This is a genomic window from Streptomyces flavovariabilis (genome assembly GCF_000725785.1).
GTDB lineage: Bacteria > Actinomycetota > Actinomycetes > Streptomycetales > Streptomycetaceae > Streptomyces > Streptomyces hawaiiensis.
The window spans coordinates 1-23,110 of record NZ_JNXD01000010.1; the positions used below are offsets into that span (position 1 = coordinate 1).

The window sequence follows — 23,110 nt, forward strand, 5'->3', positions numbered from 1 at the left end:
CAAGGGCAACGGCGTTCACCAGGCCATGCTCGGCATCGCCCGGCTACACAACCTGGCCCTCGCCCGATAACCCACGCCCCATACGGGACAACCTCTAGGGCTGCGGGACTGTGTCCATGTGCGGCTCCGCCGCGTGGGCGTGACCAGCCCCCACGACGCGGCACCCGCCGCACCGCCTACGCGTGCACCTCCCGATGCGCCTTCGCCAGCTCGGCGTACATCGTGCCGTTGAGGGTGACCCCCTGCCGCTCCTCCTCCGACAGCTCCCGCCGTACCTTCGCAGGCACGCCCGCCACCAGCGACCCGGGCGGCACGACCATCCCCTGCGGCACCAGCGCCTGCGCGGCGACGAGCGACCCGGCCCCGATCACCGCGCCGTTCAGGACCGTCGCACCCATCCCGATCAGACAGTCGTCCTCGACCGTCGCCCCGTGCACCACCGCGTTGTGCCCGATGCTCACCCGCTCACCGACGCTCACGGGAAACCCCGGGTCGGCGTGGAGCGTGCAGTTGTCCTGGACGTTGCTGCTCGCCCCGACGGAGATCGCCTCGACGTCACCGCGCACCACGGCGCCGTACCAGACGCTCGCCCCCGCCGCCAGCGTCACGCCCCCGATGACCGACGCCGTCGGCGCCACGAACGCCGTCTCGTCGATCTCCGGCTCCCTGCCGCCGATCCCGGTGATCATCGCCCGCTGACCCATGTCCGCCTCCCAGCGCCGTAGACAACGCGCACACCGTACGCCACCCTGTGGGGCGAAGATCACAGGTATCCGACGCAGCGGGTGGAGCTACCGCTGAGTACCGTGAGCGCGTGCCGAAGCGCAAGAACACGTTCTCATCCTGGCGGCGGGGCCTGACGCAGCGCGCCGTCCACGCGGGCTGGGCCTGGGTGCAGCGCAGGGGCTCCGTCACCGCCGAGCACCCCGGCCGCTACCGCTTCGGGGCGATGGGAACAGGTACCAGGCTGGCCTTCCCGCTCGGCACGGTCTTCGGTGAACCCTGGATCCACCTCGGCTCCCACTGCATCATCGGCGAGCAGGTCACCCTCACCGCGGGTCTGATGCCCGACCTCGACCTGGGCCCGGACGCGATCCTGCGGCTCGGCGACGGCGTCGTCCTGGGCCGCGGCAGCCACGTCATCGCCGACACGACGGTCACGATCGGCAGCGACTGCTACTTCGGCCCGTACGTCTACGTCACCTCCACGAACCACTCCTACGACGATCCGCACGAGCCGATCGGCAAGCAGTGGCCGCGGATGGAGCCGGTGGAGATCGGGCCCGGCTGCTGGATCGGAACCGGCGCGGTGATCCTGCCGGGCGCCCGGATCGGGCGGAACGTGGTGGTGGCCGCGGGCGCGGTCGTGCGGGGCACGGTGCCCGACCACGCCGTGGTGGCGGGCGCACCGGCCCGCGTCGTACGGCGCTGGACCGCCGCCGACGGCTGGCAGCCGCCCCTGCGCACCCCGGCGCCGGTCCCGATACCGGAGGGCGTCACCCCCGAGCAGCTGCGCGCGCTGTCGGGCCTGGACGAGGAGACGGCGGCCCGGCTGGCCGAGCTCGACGAGGAGCCGGCGTCCGGACTCGCGGAGCTGGAGCCGGATTCCTGAACCGTGGGTCCGCCCGGCGCCGGCAGCATCCCCGGAGCCGGAGCCGGAGCCGGAGCCGGAGCCGGAGCCGGAGCCGGAGCCCGGGCCGTTCGGGTCAGCCCGACGCCAGCAACACCGTCCCCACCAGCGCCAGCCCCGCCCCCGCGGCCTGCACGGCCCGCAGCCGTTCGCGGAGGACGCCCCGCGCGGCCACGGCCGTCACCACCGGGTACAGGGAGGCCAGCACGGCGGCGACCGTCACCGGGCCGTGCTGCGCGGCGATGGAGTACGTGCCGTTCGCGGCGACGTCCGCGAGGCCCACGAAGGCGAGGGCGGGCAGGGTGCGCCAGGGGAAGCCCTCCGCCGCGAGGGCGGGCGCACCGCGTCGTACCGACACGAACAGCGCGAGCCCGCCCGCGGCGACGTTGGTCACCCGCTGGACGAACAGGGCGAGGAACAGACCGGTCAGCGTCGTCGACGCCTCGGCGATGAGGGCCATCACCGCGCCGAAGCCGAACGCGGCGAGCAGGGTCAGGGCGACGGCCTGACGCTGGACGGGGGCGCCGCGGAACTGGGGGCCGCCGGCGAGGCACACACCGGCGACGGCGACCAGGATGCCGACGAACTGCAGCAGGCCGGGACGCTCGCCCAGCACCAGGCCCACTCCGACCGGCACCGCCACACCGATCGACCCCAGCGGCGAGACCACCCCCATCGGGCCCAGCGCGAGCGCCTTGTAGAAGGCGAGCATCGCCACCGGCCCGACCAGCCCGGCCGCCACGGCGAACCACAGCTGCGGCCCCGCTTCGCTCCAGCCGCCGGTCGCCACCACGACGGCGCCGAGCACCACCACCGCGATCGACTGCGAGACCACGACCACCGTGAGCGCGGGCGTGCGCCGGGTCAGCAGACCGCCACCGAAGTCGGCCAGTCCCCACAACAGGCTGGTGGCCAGGGCGAAGAGCGCTGTCATGGGACGGATGCCTCGCAGTACAGTTCGGTGAACGATCAGGTCAACCACACCGTAGTGCAGTCGGCTGCACTATGTCATACAGAATATTGGACGGAACGTGTCGGACCTCGACCTGCTGACCCAGTCCCTGGCGCGGAGCGTCAAGCACTGGCGCGCGGTGCGCGGCTTCACCCTGGACGTGCTCGCCGCCCGGGCGGGGGTCAGCCGCGGCATGCTCATCCAGATCGAGCAGGCCCGCACCAACCCCAGCCTCGGCACCGTCGTCAAGATCGGCGACGCGCTCGGCGTCAGCATCACGACCCTGCTCGACTACGAACAGGGCCCGCACGTCCGCATCGTCCCGGCCGAGCAGGCCGTACGGCTGTGGCACACCGACGCCGGCAGCTACAACCGGCTCCTCGCGGGCACCGAGGCGCCCGGCCCGCTGGAGCTGTGGGACTGGCGGCTCATGCCCGGCGAGAGCAGCCCGTCGGACCCGCACCCCGCCGGCACGACCGAACTGCTGCACGTCACGGCGGGCGAACTGACCCTCACCGTCGACGGCGTCGAGCACCGGGTGCCCGCGGGCGCCAGCGTCCACTTCGAGGCCAACGTCCCGCACACGTACGGCAACGCCGGTGATGCGCCCATGGAGATGGTCATGGCCGTCTCGGTGCCGCCCGTGACCTGAGACGCCCGGTCCGCCAACGGTCCGCTGTTGTTAGCGTGCGGCCCATGCGCGCACCCATCGGAGACTTCGACAACGCCCGCCCGGCCCCCGCCTGCCTCGACGAACTCACCGCCCCGGTCGCCGACGCCGTACGCCACTGGCGGGGCATCGTCCCCGCCGAGCACCTCGTCTACGTCGACACCGACCCCGAGTGGGCCGACACCGCCACCTTCGTGGAGCACTACGGGCAGGACCTGCTGGAGCGGTCGGCGAACTGCGTGGTCGTCGCGGGCAGGCGCGGCGGCGATTCCACGCTCGCCGCGTGCGTCGTGCCGTCCACCACCCGGGTCGACGTGAACGGCGTCGTGCGCCGCCGGCTCGGTGCCCGCAAGGCCTCCTTCGCCTCCATGGACACGGCCACCGGCGAGACCGGCATGGAGTACGGCGGCATCACCCCGCTCGGGCTGCCGGACGGCTGGCCGGTCCTCGTGGACGCCGCCGTCGTCGACCTGCCGTACGTGCTGGTCGGCAGCGGCCGGCGGCGCGGCAAGCTGCTGGTCCCGGGCAAGGCGTTCGCGGAACTGCCGGGTGCCGTGGTGCTGGAAGGGCTCGGGGTCTCCTGACCTACGCCGCGACGTGGTGGGCCAGTGGCAGATGGGGGTCGCTCTCGCCCGGGGCCGGCTCCGGATCCGCGTGCACCAGGGCCGCGGTCAGGCGCGGTACCGCGTGCAGCAGTGCGTGCTCGGCGTCCACGGCGATGCGGTGGGCCTCGCGCACCGTCACGTCGCCGTCCACCACGACCGCCACCTCGGCGCGCAGCCGGTGGCCGATCCAGCGCAACCGCAGCTCACCCACGCCGCGCACCCCGGGGACCTCGGTCAGGGCCCGCTCGGCCCGGTCCACCAGCGCCGGGTCGACGGCGTCCATCACCCGGCGGAACACCTCCCGGGCCGCGTCCCGCAGGACCAGGACGATCGCCGCCGTGATCACCAGCCCGACGATCGGGTCCGCCCGTTGCCATCCGAGGGCCGAGCCACCGGCGCCCAGCAGCACGGCCAGTGAGGTGAATCCGTCGGTACGGGCGTGCAGACCGTCGGCGACCAGCGCCGCCGAGCCGATCGAGCGGCCGACGCGGATGCGGTAGCGGGCCACCCACTCGTTGCCGGCGAAGCCGACGAGAGCGGCCACGGCGACCGCCGGGACGTGTGTGACCGGGCGCGGATCCAGCAGCCGGTCCACGGCCGTCCAGCCCGCGAAGGCCGCGGAGGCGGCGATCGTCAGCACGATCACCAGCCCCGCCAGGTCCTCGGCCCGCCCGTAGCCGTAGGTGAAGCGGCGCGTGGCCGCGCGCCGGCCCAGCACGAAGGCGATCCCGAGCGGGACGGCGGTCAGCGCGTCCGCGGTGTTGTGCACCGTGTCCCCGAGCAGCGCCACCGACCCGGAGAAGGCCACCACGACCGCCTGGGCCAGCGCCGTCACGCCGAGAACGACGAGCGAGACCCACAGCGCCCGCATCCCGCGGGCCGAGGACTCCAGGGCGGAGTCGACCTTGTCGGCCGTCTCGTGGGAGTGCGGGGCGAGGAGGTGGCCGATCCGATGGCGCAGGCCGTGCCGCTGCCCGTGGGTGTGGTGCTGCGGGTGGGAGTGCTCGTGCCGGTCGCTCACGTGGATCCCCTTTCGGTGCGCGCGAGAGTGGACGTACCCGTGCCGTGGCGCCATTATGTGCGTATGAGCGCACGCATGCACCTGTCAGCTGCGCATGATGCGCATCCGCGCAGCCCCGGCGAGGAGCAGCTCGCGCTCGCCGCGGAACTGCTCGCCCTGCTGGGGGACCGCACCCGGCTCGCCCTGCTGCACGCGCTGACCGGCACAGAGGCCGACGTCACCACGCTCACGGAGGCGTGCGGGGCGGCCAGACCGGCCGTCAGCCAGCACCTGGCGCGACTGCGCCTCGCGGGCCTGGTGGACACGCGCAAAGAGGGCCGCCGGGTGATCTACTCACTCCGCGACGGCCATCTGCGCCGGCTCGTCGACGAGGCGCTGAACGTGGCCGACCACCGCCTCAGCGACCGCCCCCCGCACGACTGAGCACGGCTCGCTCAATGACGCGCCGCCGTGCCGAGGTACTGCTCGGCGAAGGCGGCGGCCGCCGCGGGCGAGGTGAACAGACGGCGCAGCCGCGCGAGCGTGGTGCCCGCGCGGAAAGGGTCGCCCGCCGCCGTACCGTGGTACACCTCGGACAGCCACTGCGAGAACTCCTGGTAGTCCCACACGCGCCGCAGACACGCCTGCGCGTAGCCGTCGAGGCCGCTGCCGTCACCGGTGGTCAGCCGGGCGACCAGAGCGTCGCCGAGCAGGAAGGCGTCGTGCAGGGCGAGGTTCATGCCCTTGGCGGCGATGGGGGCGACCAGGTGGGCCGCGTCGCCGGCGAGGTGGAGCCGGCCGTGCACCATCGGCTCGACCACGTAGTCGTGCATGTCCAGTACGCGCTTCTCGATCAGCCGCCCCTCGGTCAGCGGCGGCACACCGGCCGCCCCGAGCCGTTCCTGGAGCTCCGACCAGACGCGCTCGTGCGGCCAGTTCTCCGGAGCGTCGCCCGGCGGGCACTGGAGGTAGTAGCGGGTCACCTGCGGGCTGCGGGGCATCTGGCCGGCGAAGCCGCGCGCGTGGCAGCCGAACAGCACGCAGTCGGCGGAGGGCGGCGCCTCGGCGAGCAGGGCAAGCCAGCCGATGCCGTAGTCGTGCCGCGCGATCCGGACCCGCTCGGGCGGGAGTGAGGCCCGGGTCGCCCCGCGTGCCCCGTCGCACCCGGCCACGAAGTCGCAGTGCACGACGTGGCGTTCACCCGTCTCGGGGCAGGTGTACGACACCGACGGCCGGTCGGTGTCCAGGTCGTGGACCTGCACGTCCCGGACCCCGAAGCGGATGTGACCGCCCCGGACGTCGGCGTACTCGCGCACCAGGTCCGTCACCAGCAAGGGCTGCGGGTAGACGAAGTGGTGGCTGCCCGTCAGCTCGCCGTACGGGAAGCGGTAGCGCTCCCCGTCGAAGCGGAACTCGCACGCGGTGTGCAGTTCCGCGCGGTCCAGCAGATTGCGGGCGAGGCCGCGCTTCTCCAAGCCGCGTACGGCCCATTCCTCGATGACCCCGGCCCGGGGCCGCCGTTCGATGAACTCCCGGGTCTCGCTCTCCAGCACCAGGCAGTCCACGGACGCGGCCCGCAGGATGTTGCCGACCGTCAGACCTGCGGGACCGGCGCCCACGACAACGACCGGGAAGCGTTGCGGGGCGCCGGAGTCCGCGGGCGGAAAGGCGTGGGTCATGCGCACATTATGGAGGCCGGTCTCAGTGCACGGGCACCTCCTCGACCGTCACCTCCTCGATGCTCCGCTCGATCTCCGCGGACGGGGAGGCGCAGGCCCGGGCCCAGTAGTAGACAGCCAGCGAGAACACCGCGACGACCAGGATGTCCCACCACAGTCCGAGGTGCCCCTGGCCGCCGAAGCCGCCCTGCCAGGAGATGACGCCCATGCCCAGCAGGTAGACGGGCAGCCACCGGGCGGCCCTGAAGTCGAGGCGGGGCGCGTCGGGCAGGCCCTTTCGGGTGGCGTACCAGGCGTAGCCGCCGAGCAGGACGTAGCCGAGGACGATGGCCACGCCGAGCCGCCACAGGGTGTCCCAGGTGGACCAGTAGATGATGAGGTTGGCCACCACGAAGGACAGCGGCGAGAGGGCCTTCCCGGCGGGCAGGCGGTACGGGCGTGCCCGGTGCGGCAGCCGGTCCGCGAAGACGCCGTAGGCCAGCGGGGCGCCCGCGTACATCAGCACGCTCGCCGAGGTGATGAAGCTGACCAGCTGCTGCCAGCTCGGAAACGGCAGGAAGCAGACCACGCCGGTCACGAAGGACACGATCAGCCCGAACCACGGCACACCGCGCGCGTCGGTGCGGACGAAGAGCTTCGGCGCGTAGCCGTTGCGGGCCAGTCCGTAGGAGACGCGCGACGTGGCCGTCGTGTAGATCAGGCCGGTGCCGGCCGGGGAGACCACCGCGTCCAGGTACAGCACCACGCTCAGCCAGCCGAGTCCCACCAGGGTCGCGAGCCCCGCCCACGGACCGCTGATGCCGGGGTAGTCGAGCCTGGTCCAGCCGTGCGCGAAGGAGCTCAGCGGCAGGGCGGCGATGAAGACGACCTGGAGCAGGACGTAGATGGCCGCCCCGATGGCGACCGAGCCGATCGTGGCGCGCGGCAGGTCCCGCTGCGGGTCGCGGCTCTCGCCCGCCAGCTGGATCGCCTGCTCGAAGCCCAGCAGGGCGAAGATGATGCCGCTGGAACTGACGGCGCTCAGCACCCCGTGGGCGCCGAACGGGGCGAAGCCGTGCTCGGTGAAGTTGCCCGGGTGGAAGTTGCCGGCCGCGATGATGAAGATCGCGGCCAGCGGCACGGCCACCTTCCACCAGGTGGCGGCGCTGTTGGTGTGGGCCAGGATCCGCACGCCGAGGAAGTTGACGACGACGAACACGGCCATCAGCAGGACGGCGACGACGAAGCCGCTCGTCGTCAGCGTCCCGTCCTGCGCGTGCTGGAGGCCTTGCGCCCAGTGCCAGTGCCCGGCGTAGCCGATCATGGCCTCGACCTCGATCGGGGCCACCGTCGCCGCCTGGAGCCAGGAGAACCAGCCGAAGGACATGCCCGCCAGTCCGCCGAACGCGTAGTGCGGGTAGCGGGCCGTGCCGCCCGCGACCGGGAACATGCCGCCGAGTTCCGCGTGCACCAGGGCCAGCAGCACGATCGCCACGGCGCCGATGAGCCAGGACAGGATCGCCGCGGGGCCGGCCGCAACGACGGCCTTCTCGGCGCCGTACAACCAGCCCGAGCCGATGATGGATCCGACCGACGCCCACATGAGCCCGATCAGCCCGACGTCCCGGCGCAGACCGTCTCTCTCCATGAATGCGGGGCCTCTCATCAGTGAACTCGAAGAGTCCGGCGAGCAAGAGGCCTCAGGTTAGGAATCGGTCAGCCGGCGGAAGAAGACGAGTTGTGCAGCCTTGACCGGGCGCGGGTATTTCGTGGGAAACGCTTCAGGATTCCTGTACGCGGTGATGAGACAGCCGTGGGATCTCGATCGCCGGGCAGCGGTCCATCACCATCTCCAGTCCCGCCGAGCGGGTCCGGTCGTACGCCCCCTCGTCGATGACGCCGAGCTGGAACCAGACGGCCTTCGCGCCCTTGGCGGCCGCCTCGTCCGCGACGGCCCCGGCGAGGTCGCTGTTCACGAACACGTCGACGACGTCCACGGCGAAGGGGATGTCCGCCAGGCTCGCGTACCCCTTCTCCCCGTGCACCGTCTCCGCCTTCGGATGCACCGGCACGACGCGCTTGCCGAAGCGCTGGAGCACTGCGGCGACGCCGTACGCCGCCCGCTGCCGGTTCGACGACAGGCCCACCACCGCCCACGTGTCGCCGAGCTCGGTGAGGATCCTGCGGACCGCTGCCTCGTCGCCGTACACCGGCGGCCTCCTCGAGAGTCGTGACGAACTGCTCTCCCGGCAACGACGCGGAGTGCGCGGTGATTCCCCGAGAGCCTCCGTGATAGCTTGCCGAGGCCAGTCGAACCCATGTACGTGGGTCAGGGAATCCGGTGCGAATCCGGAACTGACGCGCAGCGGTGAGGGGGACGGGCGGGGCCTCGGCCACTGGACGACTCGGTCGTCCGGGAAGGCGTCCCGTACCGGATGAACCCGAGTCCGAAGACCTGCTGGCGGCCCCCGCGGCCGCACGCGGCGGGGGAGCACCGTACGACCGGGCTCCGCGAATGGGCCCTCGACGACTGAGGACTGGTTCCCGTGCCCCTCGCTCCACCCGCCCGTGCCGCTGCCCTGCTCGCGGCCGGCTCCCTGCTCCTGACCGGCTGCGGCGGCGCCGACTCCACCGACGCGAAGGCCGCCGTCACGCTCTCCAACTGCGGGCACGAGGTCCGCGTCGCGGCCGCGCCGCAGCACGCCGTGTCCCTCAACCAGGGCACCACCGAGATCCTGCTCTCCCTCGGCCTGGCCGACCGCCTCGCGGGCACGGCCACCTGGACCGACCCCGTGATGAAGGGGCTGGAGAAGGCCGACGCCGAGGTGCCGCGCATCGCCGACAACAACCCGTCCCTCGAACGCGTCCTGGACACCGAGCCCGACTTCGTCGCCGCGTCGTTCGTCTCCACCCTCGGCAAAGGCGGCGTCGCCACCCGCGAGCAGTTCGAGAAGCTCGGCGTCCCCACCTACGTCTCCCCGTCCGACTGCGCCGGCAAGGACAACTCGGGCGGCGGTGACGGCGCACGCGACAAGGCTCTGGGCATCGACACCGTCTACGGCGAAGTACATGACCTCGCGACCGTGTTCGGGGTGAAGGAACGCGGCGACGCACTCGTGTCGTCCCTCCGGCAGCGCATGAAGAAGGCCACGGCGGGCATCGACGCCTCCGACGTCACCCTCCTCTACTGGTTCGCGAACTCCGAGTCGCCCTACATGGCGGGCTGCTGCGGAGCACCCGGCATCATCACCCAGGCCCTCGGCGCGAAGAACGTCTTCGACGACACGCACGAGGAGTGGCCGCAGGTCAACTGGGAGACGGTCGCCGACCGCGACCCCGACGTCCTCGTCATCGGCGACCTGACCCGTAAGTCGCAGACCGCGGAGTCGGCCGCGAAGAAGATCGCCTTCCTGGAGTCCAACCCGGTCACCAGGAACATGGACGCCGTCCGGCACAAGCGGTACGTGCTGCTCAGCGGGCAGGCCATGAACCCGACCATCCGCACCGTCGAGGGCGTGGAGCAGGTGGCCGCCGGGCTGCGCCGGTCCGGGCTGGTGAAGTGACCGCCCAAGGTCGGCCGGGTGCCGGGGTCCGGCCCCGGCGCGGGTCCGGGCTCGCCCTGGGGGCGGCCGGGGCCGTCGCGCTGACCGCGTCCCTCGCCGTGACCCTCACCATCGGTCCCGCCGACATCCGCGTCGGCGACGTCTGGTCCGTCGTGGCAGCCCATCTCGGCCTCGGCAGCTCGCAGCTGACGCCGATCCGGGACGGGATCGTCTGGCAGCTGCGGCTGCCGCGCACCCTGCTCGCGGCCGTGTGCGGAGCCGGACTCGCCGTCTGCGGGGCGGTGATGCAGTCGCTGCTGCGCAACCCGCTCGCCGACCCCTTCGTGCTCGGGGTGTCCTCCGGCGCCTCCACCGGAGCGGTCCTCGTGGTCGTGCTCGGCGCGGGCGGCGGTGCCCTCTCGGTGTCCGCGGGCGCGTTCCTCGGCGCCCTGCTGTCGTTCGCGCTGGTGCTGCTGCTCAGCCACACCCTCGGCGGCACCACCGACCGGGTGGTCCTCGCGGGCGTCGCCGCCATGCAGCTCTTCTCCGCGCTCACCTCCTTCGTCGTGATGACCTCCGCCGACGCCGAGACCACCCGCGGCGTGCTGTTCTGGCTCCTCGGCTCGCTCGGCGGCGCCGGCTGGACCGACGTATGGCTGTGCCTGGCGGTGCTGGCCGTGGCGCTCGTGGTGTGCCTGTCGTACGCCCGTACCCTCGACGCCTTCGCCTTCGGGCAGGACGCGGCGGCCGCCCTCGGGGTGTCCGTCGCCCGCACCCGCCTGGTGCTGCTGTGCGCCACGGCCCTGCTCACGGCCGCGCTGGTCAGCTCGGCCGGGGCGATCGGCTTCGTCGGACTGGTCCTGCCGCACGCCGCCCGGGCCCTGACCGGCCCCGGGCACACGCGGCTGCTGCCGGTCACCGCCCTCGCGGGAGCGGTGTTCCTCGTATGGGTGGACACCCTGGCCCGAACGGTCCTCGATCCGCAGGAGATTCCGGTGGGGGTCGTGACGTCGCTGATCGGCGTGCCGGCGTTCGTGGCGGTGCTGTACCGGACGCGGAGGGCGCGGTGAGTGGCGCAGGTGCGACGGCGGAGGCGGGGCTGCGGGCCGACCGGGTCAGCCGCCGTGCCGACGGGCGTCTCATCCTGGACGGCGTCGCCCTCGCCCCGAAGACCGGCTCCACGGTCGGCGTCCTCGGTCCCAACGGCTCCGGCAAGTCCACACTGCTGCGGCTGCTGGCCGGGTTGCTCATGCCGACCTCCGGAGTCGTCACCCTCGACGGCACACCGCTGAGCGACCTGCCCCGCCGCACGGTCGCACGCCGCCTCGCCGTGGTCGAGCAACAGTCGGACACCCAGGTCGAGTTGACGGTCGAGGACATCGTGCGGCTGGGCCGGGTCCCGCACCGCCGGGCCTGGACACCCGCCTCCGCGGACGACGAGCGGGCCGTGCGCGCCGCCCTGGAGCGCACGGGCCTCGACGCCCACTCCGGCCGGCTCTGGCACACCCTCTCGGGTGGCGAACGCCAGCGGGTGCAGATCGCCCGCGCGCTCGCCCAGGAACCCCGCGAACTCCTCCTCGACGAGCCCACCAACCACCTCGACATCCACCACCAGCTCGACCTGCTCACCCTGGTCACGGGCCTGCCGGTCACCACCGTCGTCGCCCTGCACGACCTCAACCTCGCGGCGATGTACTGCGATCGGGTCGTCGTGCTGTCCGCGGGGCGGGTCGTGGCGGGAGGCCCCCCCCGAGGACGTCCTCACGGCCGGGCTCATCGCCGAGGTGTACGGGGTGCGGGCCGCCGTCAGCCGCGAAGGACCCGAGGGGCGGCCCCATGTGCGGTTCCTCGGCACGCTGGGCTGAGAGGAGCGGGCCGGCACGCCATTGGTGGGGCGATTGTCGCCACGGTGGCCGGAAAACGCCGAACCTGCCTGCGCGTGCCCGCCCGCCCGCCCGCCTACGCTCACCTCGTGCTGCGCATCATCGACGCCCGAACCCGCGAGCCGGTCGACGCCGCCCCGGCCCGCCGGGGCCTGACCCGTGTCGTGGTGCACGCTTCCGGCTCCGACTCGACGAACCTGCGGGTGCTGCTCGTCGGGGACCTGCTCGTCCGGACCCTGGAACTCGGCGGCACACCGGTCTGGGCCCTGCTGGCCGGCGGCCGCCGGCAACCGGAGCTGCGCGCGGGCGCCGCGGCGCTCGGCATCCACCCCTTCGAGGACAGTCCCGACGCCGGTGCGGGCCTGGGCGAGGCCCAGGTCGTCCATGTCACCGCCGAGGGCGGGGCGGTGCCCGACGGTGTGCGGATCGCCGTCGCGCCGGTGGAGCCGGATCCACCGGACCACTCCGACCCCGCCGCCCTGCGCCTCGCCCTGATCACCCGTCACCACAGCGCCCCGGTCCGGCTGGAGGCGGCCGGACTCGACGACGCCCGCGCCACCCTCGCCCGCTGGCGCGGTGCGGTCGCCCGCTGGGCACGGCAGCCCTCACGGCCGATTCCCGACACCGTGCGGGGACGGCTGCGCGACGCCTGGGAGGACGACCTGGACGTACCCCGGGTGCTGGGCGTGCTCCATCAGGTCGAGACCGAGCCGGACCTGGCCGACGGCGCCCGGTTCGAGACGTACGCCTACGCCGACCGGCTCCTCGGCCTCGACCTCACCCGCGACCTGGGATCCCCGTCATGATCGAACGCGCCGGAGCAGGCCCGCTGCGCCGCCTGGTCGTGCTGCGGCACGCCAAGTCCGCCTGGCCCTTGGACGTCGCCGACCACGAACGCCCCCTCGCCCCGCGCGGCCGCCGGGACGCCCCCGCGGCGGGGCGGGCACTGGCCGGTGCGGACCTCCTGCCGGACCTCGCGCTGTGCTCCACCGCCGTCCGCGCCCGCCGGACCTGGGACCTGGCCGCCGCCGAGTGGGGCACACCCCCGCCGGTCCGTCACGACCGGCGCCTGTACGCCGCCGGTCCCTCCGGCCTGCTGGCCGTCGTCCACGAGGTGCCCGCCGAGGTGGAGACGCTGCTGCTGATCGGGCACAACCCCGGGCTGGAGGAACTGGTCCTGGCCCTCGCCGGCGACGGCCTCGCCGACACCCTGGAGCAGGTCCGTACGAAGTTCCCCACCTCGGCGATCGCCGTCCTGTCCTGGCGCGGCACGGCCTGGCGGTCCCTCGCCCCCGGCACCGCGCTGCTCACGTCCGTGACCGTGCCCCGGGGCGCGAAGCAGTAGCCCGGGCACCGTGAGAGCAGTCATGCATGCCGTGATTCGACGGTACGAAGGGGTGACCGACCCGGCTGAGGCGGGACGCCGGGTGAACGAGGAGTTCCTGCCGCTCCTCCGTCAGGTCCGGGGGTTCGTGGCCTACTACTGGGTCGACGCCGGCGGCGGGGTGAGGTGTCGGCCGGTGTCTTCCAGGACCGGGCCGGCGCCGAGGAGTCGACCGGGAGGGCGGGGGACTTCGTACGGGAACGGCTCGCCTAGCTGCTGCCCAACCCGCCCCAGGTGACGGCCGGCGAGGTCGTGGCCCACTCGTAGCGGAGGTCCCGGCGGCTCCGGCCGGCCGCCCCGCCGGGACGCCGGCGGCCACGCGATTAGGCTGGCCGGATGCAGGACGAATACCGCACGGTCGCCGCTGCCGGCGTGCACGAGACCGAGGTCAACCGCTCCCGCTTCCTGTGCGCCCTCGCCCCGGCGGCCACCGAGCAGGAGGCGCAGGACTTCATCGCCTCGGTCCGCAAGGAGCACGCCGACGCCTCCCACAACTGCTGGGCCTATGTGATCGGCGCCGACGCCTCCGTCCAGAAGGCGAGCGACGACGGCGAGCCGGGCGGCACCGCCGGCGTCCCCATGCTCCAGATGCTGCTGCGCCGCGACATGAGGTACGTCGTCGCCGTCGTCACCCGCTACTTCGGCGGGGCCAAACTCGGCGCCGGCGGGCTCATCCGCGCGTACGGCGGAGCGGTCGGCGAGGCCCTGGACACCCTCGGCACCCGCACCCGCCGCCGCTTCCGGCTGGCCACGGTCACCGTCGACCACCAGCGGGCCGGCAAGCTGGAGAACGACCTGCGCACCACTGGGCGCGAAGTCCGCGACGTGCGCTACGGGGACGCGGTCACGATCGAGATCGCCCTCCCGGACGCCGACGTGGACGCCTTCCGGTCATGGCTCGCCGACGCCACCGCCGGGACGGCCGGCTTCGCACCGGGCGGGGAGGCGTACGGGGACGCCTGACGGCGGTTCCGTCCCGGACCGCCACGCCGTCGCCGACGGGGTCAGCGGTCTGCGCCGGCCCGGTCCTCGGCGTCCGCCGCGTTCCCGGTCGCCCCACCCGCCGGGACGCGCCCCAGCCGGAACGCGAGCAACGCCGTGCTGACGGCGAGGGCCGCGAGGACGTACGCGGTGAGGTCGAAGGCCCGCGCGAAGTCGGCCGAGTCCGTGTCCGGACCCGGGGACTGGGGATTGCTGCCCAGGAAGCCGCGGTACATGGCCCCGATGACGGCGGCCCCGAAGGCCATCCCCGCCTGGGTCACGGTGTTCAGCACACCCGACCCGGCGCCCGCGTCGTCCGGATGGACCCGGGTGAGAACGGCGTCCACCAAGGGCGCGACGACCAGGCCCTGCCCGGGCCCGGAGACGCCCATCACCGCCGCGAGCGCGACCGCCTGGGCCGAGCGGTCCAGGCCGGTGACCGCGGGCACGGCCACGAGACCGGCCGCCATCACGAGGCCGCCGGCCATCGACACCCCGATCCCGAACCGGGCGGCGAGCCGGCGGCACGCGGCCGAGGCGACGATGAACCCGAAGCCGAGCGGCACGAAGACCAGGCTCGCTGCCGGCGGGGTCTGCCCCAGGCCCGACTGGAGGGGGTGGTGAGCACCAGGAACAGCCCGGCGTTGCCCGAGAAGAACATCAGCACCGTGCCCATGCTCAGCGGGAAGCCCCTGGCCCGCAGCAGCCGGCCCGGCAGCAGCGGGTCGTTGCCGGCGGTCTCCGTCCGGCGCTCCCAGCGCAGGAACGCCAGGACGCCGGCCGCGGGACGAAGCAGAGGTAGGTCCACCAGGGCCAGCCGTGTTCGCCGCCGAGGATCAGCGGGATCAGCACGAGGGGCAGCAGCACGGCGGTGAAGGCCGCGCCGCCGATGTCGAGGAGCGGCAGGTCCGCGCTGCGGCTCTCGCTGACGGCGGGCACGGCCGCGCACAGGATCGCCGCACCGATCGGCACGTTGATCAGGAAGATCATGCGCCGGCCCAGGCCCGCCACGTCCAGGTCCAGCAGCAGGCCGCCGCCGACGAGGCCGGCGATGACGCCCGCGCCGATCGAGGCACCGTAGGCGCCGACGGCCCGGGCCCGGTCGCGTTCGTGTACGAAGACGGCCCGGATGAGGGACAGCACCTGCGGTGTCATCACCGCTGCCGACAGTCCCTGCAGCACCCGGGCCGCGATGAGCGTGCCCGGGCCCGGGGCGAGCGCGCACAGCAGGGAGGTCAGGGTGAAGGCGGCCACGCCGTTTCGCAGCACAGTTGCGACATTCCCCCTGAATTGCCGTCGGATGGGCGTGGCGGTCCGAGGTTGGTGGTGGACCAGGGGCCCACACGCGTTAGCGTGGTGGGTCTGACAGCGAGCGGGTACCGGCTCGTGCCGGTGGAGAGCGACAGCAGGGGGAGACATGCAGGCCGGGGCGGCGTCTTGAGGCTGCTGCACACCTCCGACTGGCATCTCGGCCGCGCCTTCCACCGGGTGAACATGCTCGGCGCCCAGGCCGAGTTCATCGGCCACCTCGTCACGACCGTGCGGGAGCGGGCCGTGGACGCGGTGGTCGTGTCGGGAGACGTGTACGACCGTGCCGTGCCGCCGCTCGCCGCGGTCGAGCTGTTCGACGACGCCCTGCACCGCCTCGCCGCTCTCGGCGTGCCCACGGTGATGATCTCCGGGAACCACGACTCGGCCCGCCGGCTGGGCGTCGGCGCCGGGCTGATCGGGCGGGCCGGCATCCATCTGCGGACCGAGCCGTCGGCGGCAGGCACCCCCGTGGTGCTGGCCGACGCCGACGGGGAGGTCGCCTTCTACGGGTTGCCCTACCTCGAACCGGCCGTGGTGAAAGACGAGTTCGGTGTGGAGAAGGCCGGACACGAGGCCGTGCTCGCCGCCGCCATGGACCGGGTCCGCGCCGACCTCGCCGCCCGCCCGGCCGGCACCCGCTCCGTCGTCCTCGCGCACGCCTTCGTCACCGGCGGCGAACCCAGCGACAGCGAGCGGGACATCACCGTCGGCGGCGTCGCCGCGGTACCGGCCGGGGTGTTCGACGGCGTCGACTACGTGGCGCTCGGGCATCTGCACGGCTGCCAGACCCTCACCGACCGCGTCCGCTACTCCGGCTCCCCGCTGCCCTACTCCTTCTCGGAGGCCGCCCACCGCAAGAGCATGTGGCTGGTCGACCTGGCCGCGGACGGCTCCGTCGACGCCGAGCGCGTCGACTGCCCCGTGCCCCGCGCCCTGGCCCGGATCCGCGGCACGCTGGAAGACCTCCTCGCCGACCCGGAACTGACCCGGCACGAGGAGGCGTGGGTCGAGGCGACCCTCACCGACCCCGTCCGCCCGGCCGACCCGATGGCCCGGCTCGCCGCCCGCTTCCCGCACACGCTCAGCCTCGTCTTCGACCCCGACCGCGACGAGGACGAGTCCGAGGTGTCGTACGCCCGGCGTCTCGCCGGCCGCAGTGACCAGGAGATCGCCGAGGACTTCGTCGCCCATGTGCGCGGCGCCGGCCCCGACGCGCGCGAACAGGGCGTGCTGCGGGACGCGTTCGACGCCGTGCGGGCCGACGAGACCGTCCGGGAGGTGGCCCGGTGAGGCTCCACCGGCTCGCGGTCACCGCCTTCGGTCCCTTCGGAGGCACCCAGACCGTCGACTTCGACGACCTGTCGAGCGCCGGGCTGTTCCTGCTGCACGGCCCCACCGGCGCGGGCAAGACATCCGTCCTCGACGCCGTCTGCTACGCCCTCTACGGCTCGGTGCCGGGCGCCCGGCAGGGCGTCGGGCAGGGCACGACCCTGCGCAGCGACCACGCCGCCCCCGCGACCCGCACCGAGGTCACCCTCGACCTCACCGTCGCCGGGCGGCGCCTGGAGGTCACCCGCCAGCCGCCCTGGGAGCGCCCCAAGAAGCGCGGCACCGGCACGACCCTGGACAAGGCCCAGACGTGGCTGCGCGAGTACGACGCGACGGCGGGGGCCTGGAAGGACCTCAGCCGCTCCCACCAGGAGATCGGCGAGGAGATCACCCAGCTCCTCGGCATGAGCCGGGAGCAGTTCTGCCAGGTCGTGCTGCTGCCGCAGGGCGACTTCGCCCGGTTCCTGCGCGCCGACGCCGAGGCCCGCGGCAAGCTGCTGGGCCGCCTGTTCGACACCCGCCGCTTCGCCGACGTCGAAAAGCGCCTGGCCGAGCGCCGCCGCGCCACCGAGGCCCGGGTGCGGGACGGGGACGCGGAGCTGCTGGCCGACGCCCACCGCATGCAGCAGGCCGCGGGCGACGCCATGGAGCTGCCCGGACTCGCCCCGGGCGAACCGGGGCTCGCCGAGGCCGTCCTGAGTGCGGCCGCAATCGCCCGCAGCACCGCCCGCGAGCAGCTCACCGTCGCCGCGTGCACGCTCACCGCCGCCGAGTCCGCGCAGGCCGCCGCCGGCCGCGCCCTGGACGATGCCCGCGAACTGGATCGCCTCCAGCGGCGGTTCGCCCAGGCACGGGAACGGGCGGCGAGTCTGGAGCAGGGAGCCGCCGCCTACCGGGAGGCGCAGGCGCTCATGGACCGGGCCCGCAAGGCCGAAGCGGTCGCCCCCGCCCTGGACCTGCGGGAATCCTCCGAAGCCGAACACCGCCGGGCAGCCGCCGCCGAGGTACGCGCGCGTGCCCTGCTGCCGGAGACCTTCGCCGACGCGGGTGCGGCCGGACTCGCCTCCGCCGCACGCCGGACCGCCGAGGAACTGGGCGGACTCGACTCGGCCCGCCGCGCCGAGCGGCGGCTGGCCGAACTCCTCGACGAGCGCGTTGGTTTGGACCGTCAGGAGCACGCCGACGCCGACCTCTTGCAGGAGGCGGAGGCCTGGCTCGACGGCTGGGAGGAGACGCGCACCGCACTCCAGGCGCGGGTCGACTCCGCCCAGAAGGACGCCGCCCTCGCCGAGCAGCTCGCCGAACGGCGCGAGCCCGCGCGGCAGCGGCTGCGGGCGGCCCGCCTGCGCGACCAGCTCGCCCACGACACGGACCAGGCGGTCGAACAGGTCCGCATCGCACAGGACAAGACACTGCGGGCCAAGCAACACTGGCTCGACCTCAAGGAACAGCGCCTGAACGGCATCGCCGCCGAACTGGCCGCGAACCTCACCGACGGCGCACCCTGCGCCGTCTGCGGCGCCACCGAACACCCCGCCCCCGCCCGCAAGGACGCAGGACACGTCGACCGCGAGGCGGAGGAGCACGCCCTCACCGCCTACCAGCGCGCCGACGAACAGCACGCCGATGACGAGCGGCGCCTCGGGGTCGTACGGGAGGCACTGGCCGCCGCCACCGCGGAGGCCGGTGACACTCCTACCAGCCAACTCGCCCGGGAAGTGGAGGAGCTGGAGGAGCGGTACGCGCGGGCCCGCAGCGCCGCAGCCGAGCTGCACGCCGCGCAGGAGCGCCTGCGACAGGCCGGGCACGAACGCGAACGGCGCCTCGCCACCCGGCAGGAGGCCGCCGTACGGACCGCGTCCCGGGTCGGCCACCGGGAGCGGCTGGACCGCGAACGGGCCGCTCTGGAGGAGGAGCTGGACCGGGTACGGGGCTCCCTGGGCAGTGTCGCCGCGCGGGCCGCACAGCTGGAGCGGCAAACCGCGCTGCTCACGGACGCCGCCGACGCCGCCCGGGCCGCCGAGGACAGCGCCCAGCGGCTCAAGGACGCCGACGCCCGGCTCGCCGACGCCGCCTTCCGTGCCGGCTTCGATACGCCGCAGGCCGCGGCCGCCGCCCTCCTCGACGACGCCGCCCACCGTGAGCTGCAACACCGCCTGGACGCCTGGCAGCACGAAGAGGCCGCCGTCCGGGCCGTCCTCGCCGAGGCCGACACGGCCGCCGCCGCCCGCGAGCCGCGGGCCGACCTGGACGCGGCGCAGCGGACGGCCGACGAGGCGGACCGGCGGCTGCGCGACGCCGCCTCCGCCCACGACGCCGCCCGTCGGCGCTGTGCCGAACTCGACCGGCTGTCCGCCCGGGCGACCGCCTCCGTGCGCCGGCTGGCGCCGCTGCGCGAGGAGTACGACCGTGTCGCCCGGATGGCCGGTCTCGCCGCCGGCACCTCGGCGGACAACGAACGCCGGATGCGCCTGGAGTCGTATGTCCTCGCGGCCCGGCTGGAGCAGGTCGCCGCCGCCGCGACCGTACGGCTGCGCCGCATGTCGTCGGGCCGCTACACCCTCGTCCACTCGGACGACCGCACCGGACGCGGCCGCAGCGGGCTCGGACTGCACGTCGTGGACGCCTGGACCGGCCGCGAACGCGACACGGCGACGCTGTCGGGCGGCGAGACGTTCTTCGCCTCGCTGGCCCTGGCCCTGGGCCTCGCGGACGTCGTCACGGATGAGGCGGGCGGGGGGCGACTGGACACCCTCTTCATCGACGAGGGCTTCGGCAGCCTCGACGACCAGACCCTCGACGAGGTCCTCGACGTCCTCGACTCCCTGCGCGAACGCGACCGCAGCGTCGGCATCGTCAGCCATGTCCCCGACCTGCGGCGGCGGATCCACGCCCAGCTGGAGGTCGTCAAGGGGCGGTCCGGGTCGGCACTGCGGCAGCGCGGCGCCTGAGGTCAGCGGCCCACCTGCCGACCACGCCTGTGGACACCGGTGACTTCGGCCGCTGAACCCCCGATCTTTTGCCGCGACTTGACCCTGTAGGTTCTTGCGCCATGGTGCGATACGCGGAGCCGGGCGCAGTGGAATGGGTGGAGTCGGGCGGCGGGCCGCTGATAGCGGTACCGGAGACCGTCCTGCCGTTCTGGACGGGCGCCGACGGCGAGGAGACGGCATCGGACTACGACCGGGCCTGCGAGGTGGACGGCCACGTCGGCCTCCTCCCGGTCGGCGACTGCACCGCCCTGGTCCTGGGTGACGAGCCCGCCTCGACCGCCTATCTGCCCGACCACGGCATGTTCGTCCGCTGGTGCGCCGGCGACTCGGAGGACGAGCTGCTGGCGAGCGTCCCGCCGGCCGTCGACGGCGCGGAGTGGGAACCGGAGGTGCACTGGGAGGTGCCGGGCACGGTCCTCCTGTTCGACGCCGCCTGGCCCGGGTCGCACCCGTCGGGGTCCGAGCACGTGCGGGTGGCCCTGGAACCGGGCCGATACGCCGTGCGCGCGGCGAGGGTCCAGCCCGGCCCGGAGACCTGGCTGGGCCTGGTCCAGCTCCGGCTGCTCGCGCGGAGATGACCCAGCGTCACTGACGGGGAAAACCGTGTGCGCCGGGCGGCCGGCCCGATCACGATGAACTCATGCCACGCTTTCCCCACCCCACCCCTGAGGAACTGCGCCGCGACACGCTGCCCCTGCGCGGCCGTACCGCGCTGGTCACCGGAGCCAGCCGCCGCGGCGGCATCGGGCACGCCGTGGCCCGCCGCCTGGCCGCCTACGGCGCGAGCGTCTACCTGCACCACCACGTCCCGCACGACGCCGGCCGGCCCTGGGGCGCTGACCGCCCCGAAGACGTTGTCGCGTCCGTGCGCGCCGCAGCCGGCGATCCCGGCGCCCGGATCGTCGCGGGCCCCGGCGACCTGGCCGGCCCGGACGTGCCCGCCGAACTCGTCACCAGGGCCGTCGAAGCCCTCGGCGGACGCCTCGACATCCTCGTCGCCAACCACGCGCAGAGCGGGTTCGACGGCTCCCTGGACGAGATCGGCACGGAGATGCTCGACCGGCACTGGGCGGTCGGCACCCGCGCGGTCCTGCTGCTCATCCAGGCCCATGCCCGGTTGCGGCCCCCCGGCCCCGGAGGCCGTGTGGTGATGATGACCTCCGGCCAGGACATCGCGGGCGGCATGCCGGGCGAGATCGCCTACGCCCTCCAGAAGGGCGCCCTCGCTTCGATCACCCGCTCCCTGTCGACCACGCTCGTCGAGCGGGGCATCACGGTCAACACCGTCAACCCCGGCCCCGTGGACACGGACTACCTGACCGGCGAGGACTATGAGGCGGTGGCCGCCCGCTTCCCCTCCGGACGGTGGGGCATGCCCGACGACCCGGCCCGCCTCATCGCCTGGCTCGCGACCGACGAGGCGGGCTGGATCACCGGGGAGGTCATCAGCTCCGAGGGCGGATTCCGGCGCTGATCAGAGGGCGGACAGCTCGTCCACCAGATCGTCCAGTCCCAGCGACCCCTGCGACAGCGCGGCCATGTGCCACGCCTTCGGGTCGAAGGCGTCGCCGTGCCGGGCGCGGGCGTTCTCGCGGCCCAGGAGCCAGGCCCGCTCGCCGAGTTTGTAGCCGATGGCCTGGCCCGGCATGGACAGGTAGCGGGTCAGCTCGCTCTCCACGAAGTCCGCCGGCCGGCTGCTGTGCGAGCCGAAGAACTCCTGCGCCAGCTCGGCCGTCCAGCGCTCGCCGGGGTGGAAGGGCGAGTCGTCCGGGATCGTCAGCTCCAGGTGCATACCGATGTCGATGATGACGCGCACGGCCCGCATCATCTGGGCGTCCAGGTAGCCGAGCCGGCGCTCCGGGTCGGTCAGGAAGCCCAGTTCGTCCATCAGCCGCTCCGCGTACAGCGCCCAGCCCTCGGCGTTGGCGCTCACCATGCCGACGCTCGCCTGGTAGCGGGAGAGGTTCTCCGCCACGTGCTTCCACTGGGCCAGCTGGAGGTGATGGCCCGGCACGCCCTCGTGGTACCAGGTCGACACCAGGTCGTAGACCGGGAAGCGCGTCTCGCCCATGGTGGGCAGCCAGGTGCAGCCCGGGCGGGAGAAGTCGTCCGACGGCGGCGTGTAGTAGGGGGCCGCGGCGCTGCCCGGAGGGGCGATGCGCGACTCCACCCGGCGCACCCGCTCGGCCAGGTCGAAGTGGGTGCCGTCGAGCGCGTCCATCGCCTCGTCCATGAGGCTCTGCAGCCAGTCGCGGACCTCGTCGACGCCCTCGATGTGCGTGCCCTGCTCGTCGAGGTGGGCCAGCGCCTCCCATGGTGTGCCGGCGCCGGGCAGGATCTTCTCGGCCTCGCTCTTCATCTCGCCGAGGAGGCGGTGGTATTCGGACCAGCCGTAGGCGTACGCCTCGTCCAGGTCGAGGTCCGTGCCGTTGAAGTAGCGCACCCAGCGCGCGTACCGCTCGCGGCCCACCACGTCCGGCGCGCCCTCGATCGCCGGGGCGTACACGTCCCGCATCCAGTCGCGCAGCCGCACGACGGCCTCGGTGGCCGAGCGGGCGGCCGTGTCCAGCTCGGACCGCAGGGGCTCGGGGCCGGCGGCCGCGTACTGCTCGAACCAGCCGTGGCCCTCGCCGTCCGCGTCGGCCCATTCGCCCAGCTGCCGCACGAACGTGGCCGTGGCGCGGGGCCCGCCGTACAGCTTCCGTTCCAGTCCGAGCGCCAGGGACTCCTGGTAGCCCGCCAGTGCGGCCGGGACCGCGCGCAGCCGCTCGGCGATCGCCGTCCAGTCCTCCTGCGTCTGCGCCGGCGTCACGGTGAACACCTGCCGCACCGCATGGGCGATGGAGCTCAGGTTGCTGACGGAGCGCAGGCTCTCGTCGGCCTCGTGCACCGCGAGTTCGGCGCCCAGCCGCTCGCGCAGCAGCCGCGCGCACCGGCGTTCGATGTCACTGTCCGCGCCGGGCAGCCGCTCGGCCTCGTCCAGCCGGGCCAGCGTCCGGCGCGCCAGCTCCGCGAGTGCCTCCTGGCCCGCGGGCGAGGTGTCGGGCAGCCTGCTCGAACTCTCCTTGTCGCCGAGGAACGTACCGGTGATCGGGTCGAGGGCGACGAGCTCGTCGACGTACGCGTCGGCGACCTCACGGGGCAGCGGGCTCTTGATCTCAGACATGCGGCC

22 protein-coding genes, 1 pseudogene and 1 riboswitch are annotated in these 23,110 nt (G+C 73.7%); of the genes and pseudogenes, 14 read left to right on the top strand and 9 right to left on the bottom strand.

Annotated features, from left to right (window positions below; translation table 11 throughout):
• Positions 1-176: 176 nt before the first annotated feature.
• Positions 177-704, bottom strand: a complete 528-nt coding sequence (locus IO24_RS0118185) for a gamma carbonic anhydrase family protein (RefSeq protein WP_031136970.1) — start codon at positions 702-704, stop codon at positions 177-179.
• Positions 705-814: 110 nt separating this feature from the next.
• On the opposite strand from IO24_RS0118185, the gene IO24_RS0118190 reads away from it, so the two are divergent.
• The gene (locus IO24_RS0118190; RefSeq protein ID WP_031136972.1) at positions 815-1,612 is read left to right on the top strand and encodes an acyltransferase; all 798 of its coding nucleotides are present in this window, start codon (positions 815-817) and stop codon (positions 1,610-1,612) included.
• Positions 1,613-1,706: 94 nt separating this feature from the next.
• Here IO24_RS0118190 and IO24_RS0118195 read toward each other — a convergent pair whose 3' ends face one another.
• A complete protein-coding gene (locus tag IO24_RS0118195) occupies positions 1,707-2,564 on the bottom strand; it encodes a DMT family transporter (RefSeq protein ID WP_031136973.1) in 858 nt (285 codons plus the stop codon).
• Between the two features lie 97 nt (positions 2,565-2,661).
• On the opposite strand from IO24_RS0118195, the gene IO24_RS0118200 reads away from it, so the two are divergent.
• On the top strand, positions 2,662-3,234 hold the full coding sequence (locus tag IO24_RS0118200) for an XRE family transcriptional regulator (RefSeq protein WP_031136975.1): 573 nt from the start codon (positions 2,662-2,664) through the stop codon (positions 3,232-3,234).
• Positions 3,235-3,278: 44 nt separating this feature from the next.
• A complete protein-coding gene (locus IO24_RS0118205; protein WP_031136977.1) occupies positions 3,279-3,836 on the top strand; it encodes a YbaK/EbsC family protein in 558 nt (185 codons plus the stop codon).
• 1 nt (position 3,837) lies between these two features.
• Here IO24_RS0118205 and IO24_RS0118210 read toward each other — a convergent pair whose 3' ends face one another.
• Complete coding sequence (locus IO24_RS0118210) at positions 3,838-4,932, bottom strand: cation diffusion facilitator family transporter (protein ID WP_045296409.1); 1,095 nt, start codon at positions 4,930-4,932, stop codon at positions 3,838-3,840.
• A gap of 9 nt (positions 4,933-4,941) precedes the next feature.
• Between IO24_RS0118210 and IO24_RS0118215 the strand changes: the two genes are divergently transcribed.
• A complete protein-coding gene (locus tag IO24_RS0118215; protein WP_031136980.1) occupies positions 4,942-5,301 on the top strand; it encodes an ArsR/SmtB family transcription factor in 360 nt (119 codons plus the stop codon).
• Between the two features lie 11 nt (positions 5,302-5,312).
• On the opposite strand, the gene IO24_RS0118220 is transcribed toward IO24_RS0118215, so the two are convergent.
• The 3 genes from IO24_RS0118220 to IO24_RS0118230 form a co-directional block, all read right to left on the bottom strand.
• Positions 5,313-6,536 carry a 4-hydroxybenzoate 3-monooxygenase gene (locus IO24_RS0118220; RefSeq protein WP_031136982.1) on the bottom strand — a complete coding sequence of 408 codons (1,224 nt, stop codon included), beginning with the start codon at positions 6,534-6,536 and terminating at the stop codon, positions 5,313-5,315.
• A 22-nt stretch (positions 6,537-6,558) separates the two neighbouring features.
• On the bottom strand, positions 6,559-8,163 hold the full coding sequence (locus IO24_RS0118225; RefSeq protein WP_045296410.1) for an APC family permease: 1,605 nt from the start codon (positions 8,161-8,163) through the stop codon (positions 6,559-6,561).
• A gap of 133 nt (positions 8,164-8,296) precedes the next feature.
• Entirely contained in the window at positions 8,297-8,725 is a 429-nt protein-coding gene (locus IO24_RS0118230; RefSeq protein WP_031136985.1) for a CoA-binding protein, read from the bottom strand.
• Between the two features lie 80 nt (positions 8,726-8,805).
• A riboswitch (cobalamin riboswitch) is annotated at positions 8,806-8,992 on the top strand.
• A 69-nt stretch (positions 8,993-9,061) separates the two neighbouring features.
• On the opposite strand from IO24_RS0118230, the gene IO24_RS0118235 reads away from it, so the two are divergent.
• The 6 genes and pseudogenes from IO24_RS0118235 (at position 9,062) to IO24_RS0118265 (ending at position 14,287) form a co-directional block, all read left to right on the top strand.
• Positions 9,062-10,078 carry an ABC transporter substrate-binding protein gene (locus IO24_RS0118235; protein ID WP_031136986.1) on the top strand — a complete coding sequence of 339 codons (1,017 nt, stop codon included), beginning with the start codon at positions 9,062-9,064 and terminating at the stop codon, positions 10,076-10,078.
• Positions 10,075-11,127 (top strand): FecCD family ABC transporter permease, encoded by a 1,053-nt coding sequence (locus tag IO24_RS0118240; protein WP_031136988.1) that lies wholly within the window; start codon positions 10,075-10,077, stop codon positions 11,125-11,127. Before IO24_RS0118235 ends, IO24_RS0118240 begins: the two co-directional genes overlap by 4 nt.
• Positions 11,124-11,922 (top strand): annotated as a pseudogene (locus IO24_RS45990) (ABC transporter ATP-binding protein). The gene IO24_RS0118240 and the pseudogene IO24_RS45990 overlap by 4 nt, the downstream one beginning before the upstream one ends.
• Before the next feature lie 107 nt (positions 11,923-12,029).
• The gene (locus IO24_RS0118250) at positions 12,030-12,746 is read left to right on the top strand and encodes a hypothetical protein (RefSeq protein WP_199808853.1); all 717 of its coding nucleotides are present in this window, start codon (positions 12,030-12,032) and stop codon (positions 12,744-12,746) included.
• On the top strand, positions 12,743-13,285 hold the full coding sequence (locus tag IO24_RS0118255) for a SixA phosphatase family protein (RefSeq protein WP_031136991.1): 543 nt from the start codon (positions 12,743-12,745) through the stop codon (positions 13,283-13,285). Before IO24_RS0118250 ends, IO24_RS0118255 begins: the two co-directional genes overlap by 4 nt.
• A gap of 375 nt (positions 13,286-13,660) precedes the next feature.
• A complete protein-coding gene (locus IO24_RS0118265; protein ID WP_031136992.1) occupies positions 13,661-14,287 on the top strand; it encodes a YigZ family protein in 627 nt (208 codons plus the stop codon).
• 41 nt (positions 14,288-14,328) lie between these two features.
• Here the strand turns inward: IO24_RS0118265 and IO24_RS46515 are convergent, their stop codons facing one another.
• Complete coding sequence (locus tag IO24_RS46515; protein WP_234335256.1) at positions 14,329-14,871, bottom strand: MFS transporter; 543 nt, start codon at positions 14,869-14,871, stop codon at positions 14,329-14,331.
• Between the two features lie 112 nt (positions 14,872-14,983).
• The gene (locus IO24_RS46520) at positions 14,984-15,574 is read right to left on the bottom strand and encodes an MFS transporter (RefSeq protein ID WP_234335257.1); all 591 of its coding nucleotides are present in this window, start codon (positions 15,572-15,574) and stop codon (positions 14,984-14,986) included.
• A gap of 168 nt (positions 15,575-15,742) precedes the next feature.
• On the opposite strand from IO24_RS46520, the gene IO24_RS0118275 reads away from it, so the two are divergent.
• The 4 genes from IO24_RS0118275 (at position 15,743) to IO24_RS0118290 (ending at position 21,412) form a co-directional block, all read left to right on the top strand.
• A complete protein-coding gene (locus IO24_RS0118275) occupies positions 15,743-16,906 on the top strand; it encodes an exonuclease SbcCD subunit D (RefSeq protein ID WP_031136994.1) in 1,164 nt (387 codons plus the stop codon).
• On the top strand, positions 16,903-19,896 hold the full coding sequence (locus tag IO24_RS0118280) for an AAA family ATPase (RefSeq protein ID WP_031136996.1): 2,994 nt from the start codon (positions 16,903-16,905) through the stop codon (positions 19,894-19,896). The genes IO24_RS0118275 and IO24_RS0118280 overlap by 4 nt, the downstream gene beginning before the upstream one ends.
• A 101-nt stretch (positions 19,897-19,997) precedes the next feature.
• The gene (locus IO24_RS0118285) at positions 19,998-20,516 is read left to right on the top strand and encodes an immunity 21 family protein (RefSeq protein ID WP_031136997.1); all 519 of its coding nucleotides are present in this window, start codon (positions 19,998-20,000) and stop codon (positions 20,514-20,516) included.
• Positions 20,517-20,578: 62 nt separating this feature from the next.
• Complete coding sequence (locus IO24_RS0118290) at positions 20,579-21,412, top strand: SDR family oxidoreductase (RefSeq protein WP_031136999.1); 834 nt, start codon at positions 20,579-20,581, stop codon at positions 21,410-21,412.
• Here the strand turns inward: IO24_RS0118290 and IO24_RS0118295 are convergent, their stop codons facing one another.
• Positions 21,413-23,104: a DUF885 domain-containing protein gene (locus IO24_RS0118295; protein WP_031137001.1), complete on the bottom strand. Its 1,692-nt coding sequence runs from the start codon at positions 23,102-23,104 to the stop codon at positions 21,413-21,415. It abuts the gene before it with no gap.
• Positions 23,105-23,110 lie beyond the last annotated feature (6 nt).